Below are 16,152 nucleotides of genomic sequence, written 5' to 3' on the forward strand. Positions count from 1 at the left end.
GAATTACCCCAGTGCAATCAGAGGTTGGCCACTGCGAACGGCATCGCCTTCACCCACCATGACATCAGTCACTTTGCCACTGCACGCAGAGCGGATCTCTGTTTCCATTTTCATTGCTTCAAGAATGATCACAACATCACCTTCTGAGACCGTATCACCATTTCGCACTAATATTTTAAACACATTGCCTGCTAGTGGCGCTTCGATAGACGTGCTTTCAGCTGACGTATTTTGTGTAGCCGGTGTAAGTTGCTGTTCAGCTACAGGCGTTACACTCGATAGGGTGCCTGATGGGGCCACCTCTACCTTATATAACCTCCCATCTACATTGACATCATACGTTTCTCTTGTGCTTGTAGACACCGAAGGCGTTGGGGATTTACTGGTAGTAGGTTGCGGTTCTGCGTCTTCTATTCCTGGAGCTGGCTCAAAGGCGTCAGGATTGCCGCGGTTTTCTAAAAACTTAAGACCAATCTGAGGGAACAAAGCATAGGTGAGTACATCATCAATTTTATTGTCAGACAGAGCTAGTTTTTTCGACTGAGCCAATTCATCAAGCTCACTGGTCAGTGTGTCTAATTCAGGAGCAATATTATCAGCTGGTCGACAGGTTATAGGCGCATCGCCATCCAACACGCGCGCTTGAAGAGACGGGTTAACGGGCGCAGCGGTGGCTCCGTATTCCCCCTTGAGGACGCCCGCCGTCTCTTTGGTAATACTTTTATATCGCTCACCTGTCAGTACGTTTAGTACCGATTGGGTGCCCACTATCTGTGACGTGGGTGTAACTAAAGGAATAAAACCTAAATCTTCGCGTACACGAGGAATTTCCTTAAGTACTTCTTCAAATTTATCTTCCGCCCCTTGCTCTTTTAGCTGACTTTCCATGTTAGTGAGCATGCCACCTGGCACTTGTGCTAATAGAATTCTGGCGTCAACCCCTTTTAAGCTGCCTTCAAAACGATGATACTTTTTGCGCACTTCTCTGAAATAGCTTGCGATCCCTTCCAAGTGAGGAAGGGAAATACCCGTATCCCTTTCGGTTCCTTCTACAATAGAGACAATGGTTTCCGTTGCGCTATGACCATAGGTCATGCTCATCGAAGAAATAGCCGTATCAAGCATATCTATCCCTGCATCAATCGCCTTTTGATAGGTTGCCGTACTGAGTCCTGTAGTGGCATGACATTGCATTGCAATTGGTACATTCACCGTCTCTTTTAAGCCCGTGATAAGCGCCTCACATTCATATGGCTTCAATAACCCCGCCATATCTTTAATACAGATCGAATGCACTCCTAAGTCTTCTAACTGCTTGGCCATTTCAAGCCAAAGCGCCAAATTATGTACTGGGCTGACTGTATAGGAAATCGTACCTTGGGCATGTGCCCCAGTGTCTATCGCCGCTTTAACCGCCGTTTTTAAGTTTCGAATATCATTCATGGCATCAAATATTCTGAATACATCAACACCATTTTCATGGGCACGCTCGACAAAGCGAGTCACAACATCATCGGCATAATGACGATACCCTAGTAAGTTTTGTCCTCGCAGCAACATTTGCTGTTTGGTGTTTGGCATGGCAGCTTTGAGTTTTCTGATTCGTTCCCAGGGATCTTCCCCCAAATAGCGGATACAGGCGTCAAAAGTTGCCCCTCCCCACGACTCAACAGACCAAAATCCGGCTTTATCCAGTTGTTCGGCGATAGGCAACATATCTTCAATACGCATTCGTGTTGCCAACAACGACTGATGGGCATCGCGTAAAACTAGCTCGGTGAGGGCCAGGGGCTTAGTCATGAGATCTCCTGAATTTACTTGCTTTTAGTATGACGATGGGTGTGGATTGCTGCAGAGATGGCCGCAATGACATTGCCATCTACACCAGGTTGAACAACCTGGCTTTGGCGGGGCCTCTGGCTTGCGGGTTCGCTGCTTTCACCAGGGTAAGCTTCACAAAAACGCGCAATAAGTCGCACTCCTATAATTAGTAAGCCTAGAAATGAGAAAACAAAGACCATTCCTATTAGCATTAGAGAGGCGGCTTCTAAAAGTAAACTGCCGACAGTTTCTGTATTCATATTCAACCCGGGTGATACACTGTTGATGAATAAGTATCACGCGACTTTTCAAAACTCAACAAAATAGAATAAAAATCCATAAAAAACAGAAATTACCGACAATAAACACCAATAAATGCAGTTTTTCCTAATAAATTTGCAACATTTATCACAAAATCGGTATTTTCATTGAATATCTTATTTTTAATGTAACCTAATCTAGGGCGTGTCGAGCTTTGTTGAACAAGTTTCGGTCTAAATAAAGCCGCTTAATCAAGAAATAATCCTGTAGGCTTAGTGAATTCCCATATTCTCATTAAAATCAGTATCCAATTGCTTAGCAAAATCCTTTGCATGCATGGCAACAAGCTCTAGCTGCAATTGCTTTTCATTTTCAGGATGATAGGAAGGCACGTTGACTGGCTGACTGTTACTATCTACAGCCATAAATGTAATGAAACATCGATTCGCTACTGTCATTGTCCCTTCGGTTGCACTTCCTGAAGTAACAACGACATAGATATGCATGCTGGATTGGCCCGTATGAACCAACCTGGCGTTGATCTCAACTAGCTGACCGACTTTTATAGGTTTGATAAAGCGAATACCATTAGCTGATACTGTCACGCAATAGCACTTAGACCACTGAGCCGCACAAGCGTAGGCGGCTTGGTCAATCCACTTCATGACAACGCCACCATGCACATTACCGCCAAAATTAACATCGGTGGGCTCTGCGAGAAATCGAAATGTGGTTAATGGTTGGGTCATTTTTCCCTCTCACTTTCACAGATTTCAGAACACTTCTAAGTGTAGTTGAAAATTTAACCGGCGCGTGTAGACAAAAGTAGAAAGGCAATGTGGAAGTAGGGGTAGTTGTCTCACTTCTCGTCGGTTCCCCTGAACAAGAAGGCATAAAAAAACCCACCTCAATGAGGTGGGTTTTTTTAATATGGCGCGTGTGGAAGGATTCGAACCTCCGACCGCCTGGTTCGTAGCCAGGTACTCTATCCAGCTGAGCTACACACGCGTTAACTTGTAAACTTTCGAGTATTATCTCAAAAGGTGACGCTTTAAAGCAAGTGGCGCGTGTGGAAGGATTCGAACCTCCGACCGCCTGGTTCGTAGCCAGGTACTCTATCCAGCTGAGCTACACACGCGCAAAAAACTTTTTGTTGACCGCCACTATCAACGAATAATGGCGGAGAGGGAGGGATTCGAACCCTCGATACGCGTATATGCGTATGGTTCCTTAGCAGGGAACTGGTTTCAGCCACTCACCCACCTCTCCGTAAGTGCAGGGCGCATTTTACGGATTCATCCGCGTGAGTCAAACCTTTTTTATCAAGAAATTGTTCACTCGCTGGCATTTTAATCGATTCGTTCAAAAAAAAGGTATTTTGTATAGCAGGCGTACAATTACAGGCACGTTCGTATTCCCATTCGACTGCGTCAGAACACCCACTTGGGTACAATTTAATCTTACTGCTAGAATAAGATGTTTAAATAAATCCCCTGCTCCTATTAATCGTTACTGAATAGCCATAGCCATAGCCATCAGGCTCTATATCGTCGTGTACTACTGTAAAAACAAAAAAGGCCAGCTAATGCCGACCTTTTCCTATGAAGTAGATATTAAGCTTATTCAGCAGAATCAGGCTGACCGCCTTTCTCTGCCTGAATACGCATATATATTTCTTCACGGTGCACAGAAACTTCTTTAGGTGCGTTCACACCAATACGTACCTGATTCCCTTTTACGCCTAGTACAGTCACGGTCACATCGTCACCAACCATAAGCGTTTCACCAACTCGACGAGTCAAAATAAGCATTCGCTTGCTCCTGTTCCTTAATACTGAACATATCCTTTAAGGTTTGCTAACCCGTCGGCACGACCCGACGGTAGCAACAGTGATTCCATGTTTCTGCGTCACTTCAAAAACCCACTGTTATATACAGGAATAATTATAGCTTATCCTGCAACCAAGCGTTAACCGAATCTAATGCTTGGCTTAAGTTTTCAGGCTTGTCACCACCCGCTTGTGCCATGTCAGGACGACCACCGCCCTTGCCACCTACTTGTGATGCAACGAAGTTGACTAGTTCACCCGCCTTCACCTTATTAGTCAGGTTTTTGGTCACGCCGGCAATTAAATTCACTTTTGCGTCGTTAGCCACACCTAATACTACGATACCTTCGCCAATTCGGTTTTTAATGTCGTCCATCATTGCTCGCAATGACTTGGCTTCCACACCTTCTAAATTAGCTACCAGTACTTTTACGCCGTTTATTTCTACCGCATTACTAAGCATATCAGCCCCTTGCTGACTCGCCAGTTTTTGTTTGGCAGAATTAAGCGCTTTTTCTAATTCTTTAGTCTGATTTTGCAGAGCAGTCACGCGTTCCAGCACATTTTGGCTGTCTGTTTTCAGCAAAGATGATAGGGAAGACAATGTAGACTGTTGTGCTTGTACAACGTCAAGGGCTTGCTCTCCAGTGACGGCTTCAATACGGCGCACACCTGAGGCAATACCCGCCTCACTGGTAATTTTGAATAAGCCAATATCACCGGTGCGATTGACGTGAGTTCCACCGCAAAGTTCGACAGAGAATGGTCCCATTGTTACAACCCGCACTTTTTCGTCGTATTTTTCACCAAACAACGCCATAGCGCCAGACGCTTTAGCTTGTTCCAGCTCCATCAACTCTGTGGCCAGAGAATGGTTGGCGCGAATTTCCTGGTTAACACGACGTTCAATTTCGGCTAACTGCTCTGCCGTTACGGCTTCATAGTGCGAAAAGTCAAAGCGCAAACGAGGGGCTTCTACCAACGACCCTTTCTGCGTTACATGCTCGCCTAATATTTCGCGAAGTGCGGCGTGAAGTAAATGTGTTGCACTGTGATTCTTCTTAATTGCTTCACGGTTTGCTGAGTCTATGGCAGCAGTAACAGTATCACCTTTCGCTACCGAGCCTTTAACGACACCTTTATGAGCAAAGGCATTACCCATTTTTTGCGTGTCGGTAACGATGAACTCACCATTGGCGACACGAAGTACCCCTTTATCGCCTGCTTGACCGCCACTTTCGGCATAAAACGGCGTACTATCTAGTACCACGACGCCTTCTTGGCCGTCTTCCAGTTTTTCGACAAAGGCGTTATTCGCAATCAGCTCAACCACGTTAGCCTGACCTTCCACATCAGTGTAGCCGGTAAAGGCTGTTTGATGATCAACTGCAAGCTTGTTGTTGTAATCAGCACCGAAATTACTGGCTTGCTGCGCACGCGCGCGTTGTGCTTGCATGGCCGCCTCAAAGCCCGCTTCATCTATTTTAAGGTCGTGCTCGCGAGCCACATCATTGGTTAAATCGGTAGGGAATCCATAGGTATCGTACAATTTAAACACCACATCCCCGGGAATGGTATCGCCTTCAAGCCCTTCCAAGGTCTCGTTTAGCATCGCCATACCACGTGCCAGTGTTTTACTAAATTGTTCTTCTTCAACGCGCAGTACTTTTTCGATAACAGGGAGCTGATCGACAAGTTCAGGATAGGCATCTCCCATTTCCTTGGCGAGTGACGCAACCAACTTGTAGAAGAAAATATCGTTTGCACCGAGTTTATAGCCATGACGTACCGCACGGCGAATGATTCGGCGAAGCACGTACCCACGCCCTTCATTTGTGGGCATCACACCATCACAGATCAGGAAGCTACATGAACGGATGTGATCCGCAATAACCCGTAACGATTTGTTCTCTAGATCGTCAGTACCCACAATATTGGCAGCCGACTTAATTAAATTTTGGAACAAATCAATCTCATAGTTGCTATGCACGTTCTGCAAAATTGCCGAAATACGTTCCAGCCCCATGCCAGTATCAATAGAAGGCTTTGGCAGAGGTTCCATGGTACCGTCAGCCTGTTTATTAAACTGCATGAATACCAGGTTCCAAATTTCAATAAAGCGATCGCCGTCTTCTTCAGGTGTTCCCGGCGGCCCGCCCCAAATATGTTCGCCGTGATCATAGAAAATCTCTGAACACGGTCCACAAGGGCCGGTATCCCCCATCGACCAGAAGTTATCTGATGTGCTGATACGGATAATTTTCTCTTTTGGTACACCGATGTGGTTTTCCCAAATGCCAAAAGCCTCATCATCTTCAGAGTAAACCGTTACCAATAGCTTTTCTGCAGGTAAGCCGACTTCTTTGGTGAGAAAGTTCCAAGCTAATTCTATCGCTTCTTTTTTAAAGTAGTCGCCAAAACTAAAGTTACCTAACATTTCAAAGAAGGTATGGTGACGAGCGGTATAGCCTACATTTTCCAGATCGTTGTGCTTACCACCAGCACGCACGCAACGCTGAGATGATACAGCTCGGGTATAACTGCGCTTTTCTGCGCCTAAAAATGTATCTTTAAATTGATTCATTCCGGCATTGGTAAAAAGAAGCGTGGGATCATCTGCTGGTACCAGTGACGAGCTTGCCACGGCTTGATGGCCATGGTTTTTAAAATAATCGATAAACTTGTTACGTAAGTCAGCAGTAGATAATGTCATTGAAAACCTAACTTCCTTTAATCTATTAACGAAGAGTGCAATTAACGTGTTGGTCAGTATCTCAGGTTCAAGTTGCACAAGCACAACCTAAAGTCGCCACAGGCAGTGAGATCTACTTGATAAATGCGATGCACACAAATTTGCGCAACAATACCATGGTTAGCGCTTTTTTGTTAAGCCTCAGGACCTGTAGTTGCCATGAAAATTTTTAAAATGGGCATAAAATAATGGGTATTCACACAATCAATCGCCTTTAACCGCATATTCGATGTGTTCCTGATAAAACCCCCGGTATAGCAAAAACTGTTTTTGCTTTTGCAATAACGCAAAGTCTTTCTCAATAAAACTGCCAAACTTTTTCTCTTTTACCGACCGGGCACTTTCAAACCAATCGGGTGCTAACGCTTGCAATGCCTGATCTGCGATAGATTCCTCTATACCATATTGCTGCATATCAAGCTTGATCGCGCGGGGACCTTTGCCTTTCATAAAAAGTGCCCTCGCTCTGCTTTCAGCAAAGCGGCAATCACTTTGAATATCAGCTTCCCTGAATTCTTCTAATATGGGGATAAAAGCCCCTCTTTCTATGCCCTTTTGCGTTAATTTGCGTACAATTTCATTGTAGCTATGCTCTCGTCGTGCCAGCATGCGCGTAATCGCGTCGGTAATGATTTTTCTGTCGAAATCTGACATGTTGATATACTGACTCTTTTTTCTATTCGTAAAAAAAATGGTATTTTAACCGCAATTATTCAAAGTCGCAGCCTTCGTGGGGAATTATCTATAGGGGTTGACTGATTTGCGTGAAAGCAATGGATTATAAAATAAGAGTAATTGACCAAATAAGCGACTTGCCAAAAGAGCACTGGAATTCGCTTGTCAAAGACGCAGGTCCTTTCTTAGCCTACGACTTTCTTTCTGCCATGGAAGAAAGCGGGTGTTGCGGTGACAAAACCGGATGGATTCCCTGCCATATAGTGGTTTACAAAGCAGACAAACTAGAGATAAAAACTCAGCCCGCTATCGTAATACCAGGCTACCTGAAAACCCATAGTTACGGTGAATACGTCTTTGACCACGCTTGGGCAAATGCTTACCATCAACACGGAGTAGACTATTACCCCAAGTGGATAGCCGCCATCCCCTTCACGCCAGTGACGGGGCCACGTATTCTCACCCATCCCAATACGTGTATAGATAGCGCTTTAATAGAAGACATTGAACATACCATCACACATTATGTTTTTAGTGTTTACGGTGCACATTTGTCCTCTTTCCACTGGCTTTTCCCTGATGCCGACACAATCACATCACTGCCTGAAAACAGTGGCTTTCTTGAGAGGTATTCGGTGCAGTTTCAGTGGCACAACTATGATTATACCGATTTCAACGATTTCTTAGCTGCTCTAACATCACGCAAACGAAAAGAAATTAAGAAGCTTAGACGTACCCACAGTGAAAAAGGCATTCGGTATTCTCACAAAACGGGTAATGCAATTGATCCAACTACACTGGCTTTTTTTATTAAATGCTACCAAGCCACTTATTTGAAGCGAAGTGGGCATGAAGGCTATTTAAATGCGGTATTTTTTGAGAAGCTCATTGCTAAAATGAGCGAAAACATACTTATCGTCACTGCTTTCGAGTATGACACTCCCGTCGCCAGTGCAATTTTCTTCTACGACGGGACGGGTCTATATGGACGATATTGGGGAAGTGTAAAAGAAATAAGTGGTCTTCACTTCGGCTGCTGTTATTTCGAAGGTATTGCCTTTGCGATTAAACAACAGCTCCCGCTATTTAACCCAGGTACCCAGGGTGAGCACAAAATCTTACGTGGTTTTGAACCTGTCTACTGTCGTTCAAAACACAAACTATGTGATCGGCGTTTTCATCAGGCTGTTGCGCACTTTTTACAGCAAGAAAAACGGCACATGACAAACTATTTTAATCAGGCACGGAATGCTTTACCGTTTAACATGAAATTTGTGCCTACTTTGAAAACGACCAGTGTCACATCACCTGACGACGACACGCATTATTACAACGAGAAAACTTATGAAACATAAACTCCTTGCCGTGGCAATTGCGGCATCATTAGGCCTAGCTGGCTGTGGACAGCCCGAACAGGCTAAAGAGCAAACGACTGCGCAAGTCACTGAGAACAAAGGCGAAGCCGAGCTTGGGTCATTTGGCGTTGACCTTACTGCGCGTAACGAAGCAATAAAGCCCGGTGACGATTTCTTTATGTATGCCAGTGGAACCTGGTATGACAATTATGAGCTACCGGCTGATAAAACCCGCTACGGCGCATTTACTGGGCTAGCAGAGCGCAGCGAAGAACAGGTTAAAAATATTATTGACGGCTTAATGGAAAAAGAATCACTAAATGCTGAAGAGCAATTAGTACACGACTTTTTCGTCGCGTATATGGATACCGATACGATTAATGCTAAAGGTATTTCACCGATTCAAGATGTTCTTACTACTATTGACAATATCGAAAATAAAACCGATTTAACTGCGGTATTTGGCAAAAGCTGGTTACTTGGCTCAAGCACACCTATTGGCGGAGGCATGTGGTACAACCGTTTAGATCCTAATGAGTATCAATTAAGTGTCGGTGTGGGCGGATTGGGTCTACCTGATCGCGATTACTACTTAAGCGACAGTGAACGCTTTGTAAAAATAAGAGAAGCGTACGTGACTCACATCGAACAGATGTTAAACTTTGCAGGCGTTGAGAATGCAGGGCAGAAAGCCGCAAATATTTTGGCGCTTGAGACTAAAATTGCAGAAGTGCAATGGCCACGGGAAAAACGTCGCGACCGCGATTTAACGCTAAATCAAATAGAGCGTAGTAAACTTTCTGACGAATACCCTGGATTTGATTGGGATACCTACTTTGCACAAACCGGCTATAAGATTCCAGAGTTGAATATCACTCAACCTGAGCCAGTGAAAGGGGTTATCTCGATCATAAACGAAGCAGATCTTGAAGACTGGAAATCATATCTGACGTACCACACCATTTCCAATAACGCTGGATTTTTGTCTGAAGATATCTATCTCGCCAATTTTGACTTTTTTGGACGTACACTAAGTGGCCAACAAGAGCCACGCCCACGCTGGAAGCGCGCAGTTAGTCAAATGTCAGGTACTGAGTCGTTGGGTTTTGCTATAGGTAAAATCTACGTCAACGAGTACTTCCCTGAAAGTTCGAAAGCCCAAATGGCGGAACTGGTTGAAAATTTGCGTACCGCGCTTGGCGAGCGAATTGAAAATCTGGACTGGATGAGTGAAGAAACCAAGGTGAATGCTAAGGAAAAACTCATGGCATTCAACCCCAAGATTGGGTATCCCGATAAATGGCAATCCTTTGACGGCCTAACGGTCAGTGATCAAGACCTGATAAGTAATGTTCGCAACTTGCGTACTTTCTTCCAAGACCAATCAGTTGCTCGCGAGTTGGAAAAAACTGACCGCAATCGCTGGGGTATGACGCCACAACGAGTTAATGCGTATTACAACAGTTCTTTTAACGAGATTGTGTTTCCGGCTGCAATCTTACAACCGCCATTTTTCGACCCCAATGCCGATCCTGCCGTTAACTACGGTGCTATCGGTGCAGTCATTGGTCACGAGATGGGGCATGGGTTTGACGACCAGGGCTCAAAATCTGATGCCAATGGTATTCAGCGCAATTGGTGGACAGATGCCGATCGTGCAGCGTTTGAAGAAAAAGCGGATATGTTGGCCGAGCAATACAGTCAATACGAACCAATTGAAGGTAATTTCGTGAACGGCCGAAACAGTTTGGGCGAAAACATCGGTGACGTGGGTGGCTTGGCTATGGCGTATCACGCTTATAAGTTGAGTCTAAACGGTGAGGAAGCACCGGTTATTGATGGCCTGACTGGCGATCAGCGATTCTTCTTGGCTTGGGCACAGGTATGGAAAGAAAAACGCACTGAAGAAAGCATGCTTAACCAACTTCGCGCTGGAACACATGCGCCTGGACGTTTCCGTGCTCAAGCGCCACGTAACCATGACGCGTGGTACGACGCCTTTAACGTGCAGCCAGGTGACGCACTCTACCTGCCGCCAGAAGAGCGTGTACGTATCTGGTAATCACAGGTAACGCTTAAAAGTTTGGGTAGTTCGGCTAGCCGTTCTACCCTACTTACGCCTTTTTTGCTATTTAATATTAAGTATTACTATTAACCACGTATTGTTTCACATGTAGGCTAGCATCAGCAAAATTGCCGTTTCTCACACTTCCGGTGGTATACCTCAATCCTTAAAGGTCGACAAAGGTCAATTAAGGCCAGTTAGGTAGCCGTGTTTACCTTACTCGTTAGGCCATAGTTGACCGTATCTATAAGTTGAATAACGCGCTAAGTGGTTGCATTTAATACTTTGGAAGTAATGCAACACTACAGAGCCCAATAACAATGCCCAACCGTTAAACCAAGCGTTGGACGCAGTACTTGCGGCAGGCCTTCCCCACCGCAAGCCTGATTGCTCGTTTAAAATACTACCTGAGCATTGAGTGCTACAGCTCGAGGAGCACCTATCCAAAAAGCGCCTGGGGCAATCGTGGACGCGTAACTTTCATCAAATAGATTATTCACTGTTAGGCGTAGCTCAAGTGATTTAACGCCTTGCCCAATGTTGTCAATGAAGCCTCCCAGATACAAATCACTTACTAGGTAATCGTCAACCATTGCACTGTTATTTATGTCAAGGAATCGACTGTCGACATATTTAGTCGATATCCCTGCAAAATAATTATCCTGAGCCCAATCTAAGCTCACTACAGCCATGGTATCCGGTGTACCAATTACTGTATTTCCCTCAATTGCAACTAAGCTTGTCTCAGGGTTACTTTGATCCGCAATGGCAGCCTCAGCCTGCGCTAATGACTCGTATTGAGTACCTGTGGAACCTATGGTTGCCACATATTCTGATTCACTAATGGTAATAGAAGTAAAAAGTGAGAGCGCATCAGTGAGTTTTATATCTGCTGAGATTTCCACTCCATCTGATTGAATACCACCAACGTTGCGATATCCCCCAGCCGCGGCTTCAAGAAAATCTATTCCGCTCACCGTTTCATTACTGGTAAACTGGATACGGTCGTTAAATTCAATGTTGTAGTAGGTCACGCTGGCATTGAACCCCTGCGATGAATAGCGAAGGCCAACGTCAATGTTGTCAGCGGTTTCTGGTTTAATAAAACGCAGATCCGTATCATCACGCTCTAATTGCGCATCTTTAATAGCGGCAAAGTTCTCACCGTATCCCGCAAAAACTTCTAACCCGTCAATGGGTAATGGCGCCACCACCCCTGCCGAAAACAATGTATCGGAATCGCTATTTACATCGAGATTATTGTCCGTATCAAAGTTATCTGACTTGGCGATATCAACATTAAACTTTTTGGCGCCTACGCGAAGGCGTACAATTTCCATGTCAAGCTCATCTTCTATGTAATACATCAGTGTATCTACAGGGAAAGTTCTGTCATATTGCACCCAATAAGGGGCATAATTGAAATCATAGCTGATTGTAGAGTCAGTTATTTTATGCCAATCACGAGACTCATCTCGTTCATAATCTTCCCACCACAATCCGAAACGCAGTGTATTGTCATACTCTCCCAACTTAGTGTACCAAACAGCATCAGCATTAAGCCCGATACGCTGCTTGTCGTAATGGGTGTGGCGATAGGAACCCACAGGGATAGCGCCTTGTTCATAGCAAGCTGGGTCATAGTGTGCCCCCGCGCCGCCATATGGGAATGTCAGTGAGCTTACACACCCATCTATTGGACTCAGTTGGTTGCCATTTCTGTCCACAAAGTAAATTTGTCCAAGTGCAGCACCGCCAAAGACCGTATTCCCATTGACTAGCTCTGAATGCCCCGATGCTCCATCATTAGATACATCAACGATATACGGCGGTACCCAATCCCCTCGTCCCTGATTATCGTGATAATAGCCATTAACAGTGACATCCATTGCACCCAGTGAAAAATCGGCTTGTAGGTATGCAAATAGATTTTCACGCAATGTTGACCAACCTCTGCGATACGCTTGATCCTGATAGGGAACGCCTGTCCATTCACTGGTAAGTTGATCCCAATCTGGGTTCTGTTCATATTGGCTTAACCCATAAATACGCTGATAGTTGTCTTCGTGGGTATCGTCGTAAGACAAATATCCAGACAGCGAAACCTTATCCAACGTGGAAACAAATTTCATCGCAAGGTGGTCTCGGGTATTTTCCGCCACTTGTTGCATAAAGTCTGAGCTTTCCTGACTTGAAAGGCTTATCCATGCGTAAGTATTGGTAAAAATTTCGCCCGTTTCATATCGAAGATAGTATTTAGACGCATCGAATTCGCCAGCGGTGATGCTGGTTATGAGACCTTGCTCTGTCGACGGGTTAATGGTGGTAAAATTCAGTGTTCCACCTAAAGCCTCGTGAGAGCGCGAAGCAATATCTGCTGTTCCCTGTGATACTTCGACGGCTCGCACATTTTGTGTATCAATGTAACGGTTGGCTTTTGCCCCTCCTCCATAATTAGAATTCCCATTGGCTATTCCGTCAATTGTCATTCCAATTTGTTGCTCATTCAGATTGACCTGAAAACCTCGGATCACTATAGAGGTAGACCAATCGTCAGCGCCAAAGGTATCGCCTTCATTAATTAGCACACCAGGTAAATTATCCACCGCAGCCAGTACGCTACTTAGGTTCGCTTGTTGCTTGAACATATCTTCGCTGGTGGCGTTGTTGGCGTAAGACACGCTTCTGCCTACTACGGTTATTTCTTCAATTCGCTCCTCATCAGATGAGACTTCACCATTTGCCAACACAGGTGATGACAGACTGACTAAGGAAAGTGCAGTGGTGACTGCGAGCGATAATTTATTAAATGTGTACATGAGTGTTCCATAAAGGTTGTGTGTTATTTGGCCACTACCTTAGGGAAGCAATGTTACAGATGGGTTAAGTTTAATTGAATAATCAATGACCTAAATCATGGGGGCTAATTAGCATTAAACTAGCTCACACAATTAGTGTTAAAGAAGCATAAAAAAGCCCTCTCAAAGGAGGGCTAGAAAGGAATGCCTTTTAATGCTTTAAGACTGTGTTGCGGCTTGAAAACGAGGGTGTTTGCTTTCAGTTCCGGCTACTTGCTTTTTTGCATAAAGCAGCGCTTCGTGTAGTGTAGCGAAATTAGGAATTCCCGGATGAGCTTCATTAACACCTTCGAGTACCTTATTAACCGCTTCATTCGCTCCGCATATAATAAGCTGTCGTCCCGCAGCTAACGCATCAGACGTGACTGTATCAACAGCCATGGCAGCGGATACGTCCATAGCAGGCACGCGTGAGAAGTCTAAGATAGTAAACCGACTTCCCGGTCTCACACTCTCACGAACATGGTGACCCAAATCAGCGGCTGCACCAAAGCTCAAAGGACCACCAAAACTAAAGATTGATACTTTGCCTTTTAATGACTCAAGTAGCTCGTTGTCTTTCGGATCGTCCAAGGTTTCAGGAATATTGTTAAGCTCATCAATTTGCAACTGCGCAATTTGTTTTACATAAGCAAGGGCAGCAAATACCACACCCACGCCTACAGCAGTAATGAGATCAACAAACACTGTTAGGCCAAGCACGGTCAACATCAACGCAAAATCCCAGCGAGGACCTTTGTGAGCTCGCTTCAAATAGCTCCAGTCAATGATATCTAAGCCCACTTTAACCAAAATACCAGCCAAAACCGCATGGGGAATTTGCGATGCCAGTGGGCTAAGGCCCAATACAATAGCAAGTAGTACTAAAGCGTGAACCATTCCAGAAAGGTTGTATTTACCGCCACTGCGAATGTTTACCACCGTACGCATGGTTGCACCCGCACCAGCAATACCACCGATTAATCCTGCGAAGGTATTACCAATACCCTGACCAATAAGCTCTTTGTTACTGTCATGGCGAGTTCTGGTCATGTTATCAGCCACTAATGAAGTTAATAAACTATCAATGGCACCTAGCACGGCAAGAATAAACGCCGCTTCTAGAATAAGCAGTGCTTTACTCTGCTCAAACACAGGAAGGTGTAAACTCGGTAGCCCTGTAGGAATATCGCCTAACACAGGTACTGAAAGCGCCAAACTGACTAACGTGCCTATTATCAATGCCGCCAATGCACCCGGAACAAATTTACCAAGGAAAGGAGGCCATTTATAGGCAATAACCAGTGTACCCAATCCGAGGGCTAGCGTAGCAAAATCAATATCGGCTAATGCAGTAGGTAAATAAGTTAGCGCACCAATCGTCCCTCCAGGAGGCTCATGTCCTAACAAACGACCTATTTGCAAAATAATGATAATGGCACCAATGCCAGACATGAAACCTGAAATAACAGGGTATGGTACCAGTCTTATGTACTGGCCAACACCAAGGAAACCGAAGATTATCTGAAAGATACCTGCGAGTATTACCGCGGTAAAAATCAAGCTGGCATCACCAGACAAACTTGCAAATAAACCCGCCAGTACAACTACCATGGGGCCTGTTGGACCAGAGATCTGTGCGGGAGTACCGCCAAACAGCGCCGCAAAGAAGCCTACCGCTATTGCGCCGTAAAGCCCAGCCATAGGCCCTAAACCTGAAGCCACCCCCAGCGCCAATGCTAAAGGTAGTGCCACGATACCGGCGGTCAAACCACCGGTAAAGTCACCACGTAAATTCGTAAGATTAATATTAAGCATAGTATTTCGCCTTATTCCGGACGCGAAAGTTGCGCTTCTGCAGCCGATTGATCCATGGCTTCAAACTCACCGCTCTTTTCGTTGTAACAAAGCACTTCACCTGAGCCGATGTTGTATACCCAACCGTGGAGTTTCACCTGACCTGTAGCAATTTTTGCTGCTACTGCAGGGTGGGTGCGTAAGTGTTGAATTTGCTGAACAACGTTTTCTTTGGTGACCGCTTCTAAGTCATCCATTGATAGTTCTGAATGGCCACAGCGCTCTTTAACCACTTCCGTGGCAACGCGACAATGCCCAAGCCACTCTTTAACGTGGGGAAGAGAGTCTAAACCTTCTGGGTTAATGGCACCTTTCATTGCACCACAATCAGTATGACCACAAAGTACAATATGAGATACACCTAACGCCGCTACCGCGAATTCGATAGATGCTGTCATACCACCCGTTTGATTACTATGTGGCGGAACAATGTTACCCGCATTACGGCAAATAAATAATTCACCCGGGCCGGTTTGCGTAACTAGGTTAGGGTCAATGCGCGAATCTGAACACGTGATAAAAAGAACCTCTGGATTTTGTCCGTTAGCCAGCTTTTGAAACGTTGCCTTTTTATTCGGGTACACTTCCTTCTGAAATTTAGCAACACCTGAAATAACGTGATCCATAAAATACTCCCATAAATGTAATAATTATAATGTTTAGCTGCTTACGCCAGTGTCACCTGATAGATTAATAGTTT

At 45.0% G+C, this 16,152-nt stretch carries 11 protein-coding genes and 3 tRNA genes; 2 read left to right on the plus strand and 12 right to left on the minus strand.

Annotation, left to right across the window (positions count from 1 at the left end; genetic code table 11):
• Positions 1–3 precede the first annotated feature (3 nt).
• The 9 genes from oadA to ACMCM8_RS11500 all read right to left on the minus strand — a co-directional run bounded on the left by oadA (position 4) and on the right by ACMCM8_RS11500 (position 7,317).
• On the minus strand, positions 4–1,800 hold the full coding sequence (oadA, locus tag ACMCM8_RS11460; RefSeq protein ID WP_412722753.1) for a sodium-extruding oxaloacetate decarboxylase subunit alpha: 1,797 nt from the start codon (positions 1,798–1,800) through the stop codon (positions 4–6).
• Positions 1,801–1,814: 14 nt separating this feature from the next.
• Positions 1,815–2,081, minus strand: a complete 267-nt coding sequence (locus ACMCM8_RS11465) for an OadG family protein (RefSeq protein ID WP_412722754.1) — start codon at positions 2,079–2,081, stop codon at positions 1,815–1,817.
• Between the two features lie 273 nt (positions 2,082–2,354).
• A complete protein-coding gene (locus ACMCM8_RS11470) occupies positions 2,355–2,831 on the minus strand; it encodes an acyl-CoA thioesterase (RefSeq protein ID WP_412722755.1) in 477 nt (158 codons plus the stop codon).
• A gap of 182 nt (positions 2,832–3,013) precedes the next feature.
• Positions 3,014–3,090 (minus strand) — tRNA-Arg (locus ACMCM8_RS11475).
• A 53-nt stretch (positions 3,091–3,143) separates the two neighbouring features.
• Positions 3,144–3,220, minus strand: a tRNA-Arg gene (locus ACMCM8_RS11480).
• A gap of 39 nt (positions 3,221–3,259) precedes the next feature.
• Positions 3,260–3,351: transfer RNA gene (locus ACMCM8_RS11485), tRNA-Ser, on the minus strand.
• Positions 3,352–3,701: 350 nt separating this feature from the next.
• Positions 3,702–3,893, minus strand: a complete 192-nt coding sequence (gene csrA, locus ACMCM8_RS11490) for a carbon storage regulator CsrA (RefSeq protein ID WP_032094439.1) — start codon at positions 3,891–3,893, stop codon at positions 3,702–3,704.
• A gap of 133 nt (positions 3,894–4,026) precedes the next feature.
• The gene (gene alaS, locus ACMCM8_RS11495; RefSeq protein ID WP_412722756.1) at positions 4,027–6,624 is read right to left on the minus strand and encodes an alanine--tRNA ligase; all 2,598 of its coding nucleotides are present in this window, start codon (positions 6,622–6,624) and stop codon (positions 4,027–4,029) included.
• A gap of 243 nt (positions 6,625–6,867) precedes the next feature.
• Positions 6,868–7,317 (minus strand): regulatory protein RecX, encoded by a 450-nt coding sequence (locus ACMCM8_RS11500; RefSeq protein WP_412722757.1) that lies wholly within the window; start codon positions 7,315–7,317, stop codon positions 6,868–6,870.
• A gap of 119 nt (positions 7,318–7,436) precedes the next feature.
• On the opposite strand from ACMCM8_RS11500, the gene ACMCM8_RS11505 reads away from it, so the two are divergent.
• Positions 7,437–8,693, plus strand: a complete 1,257-nt coding sequence (locus tag ACMCM8_RS11505) for a GNAT family N-acetyltransferase (protein ID WP_412722758.1) — start codon at positions 7,437–7,439, stop codon at positions 8,691–8,693.
• A complete protein-coding gene (locus ACMCM8_RS11510; RefSeq protein WP_412722759.1) occupies positions 8,683–10,755 on the plus strand; it encodes a M13 family metallopeptidase in 2,073 nt (690 codons plus the stop codon). The genes ACMCM8_RS11505 and ACMCM8_RS11510 overlap by 11 nt, the downstream gene beginning before the upstream one ends.
• 398 nt (positions 10,756–11,153) lie before the next feature.
• Here the strand turns inward: ACMCM8_RS11510 and ACMCM8_RS11515 are convergent, their stop codons facing one another.
• From ACMCM8_RS11515 to ACMCM8_RS11525, 3 genes are all read right to left on the minus strand, one after another.
• Complete coding sequence (locus ACMCM8_RS11515) at positions 11,154–13,577, minus strand: TonB-dependent receptor domain-containing protein (RefSeq protein WP_412722760.1); 2,424 nt, start codon at positions 13,575–13,577, stop codon at positions 11,154–11,156.
• 198 nt (positions 13,578–13,775) lie between these two features.
• A complete protein-coding gene (locus ACMCM8_RS11520; protein WP_412722761.1) occupies positions 13,776–15,413 on the minus strand; it encodes a SulP family inorganic anion transporter in 1,638 nt (545 codons plus the stop codon).
• Between the two features lie 11 nt (positions 15,414–15,424).
• On the minus strand, positions 15,425–16,078 hold the full coding sequence (locus ACMCM8_RS11525; protein ID WP_412722762.1) for a carbonic anhydrase: 654 nt from the start codon (positions 16,076–16,078) through the stop codon (positions 15,425–15,427).
• Between the last annotated feature and the right edge of the window lie 74 nt (positions 16,079–16,152).

This window comes from Alteromonas sp. D210916BOD_24 (assembly GCF_047159385.1).
Lineage (GTDB): Bacteria > Pseudomonadota > Gammaproteobacteria > Enterobacterales > Alteromonadaceae > Alteromonas.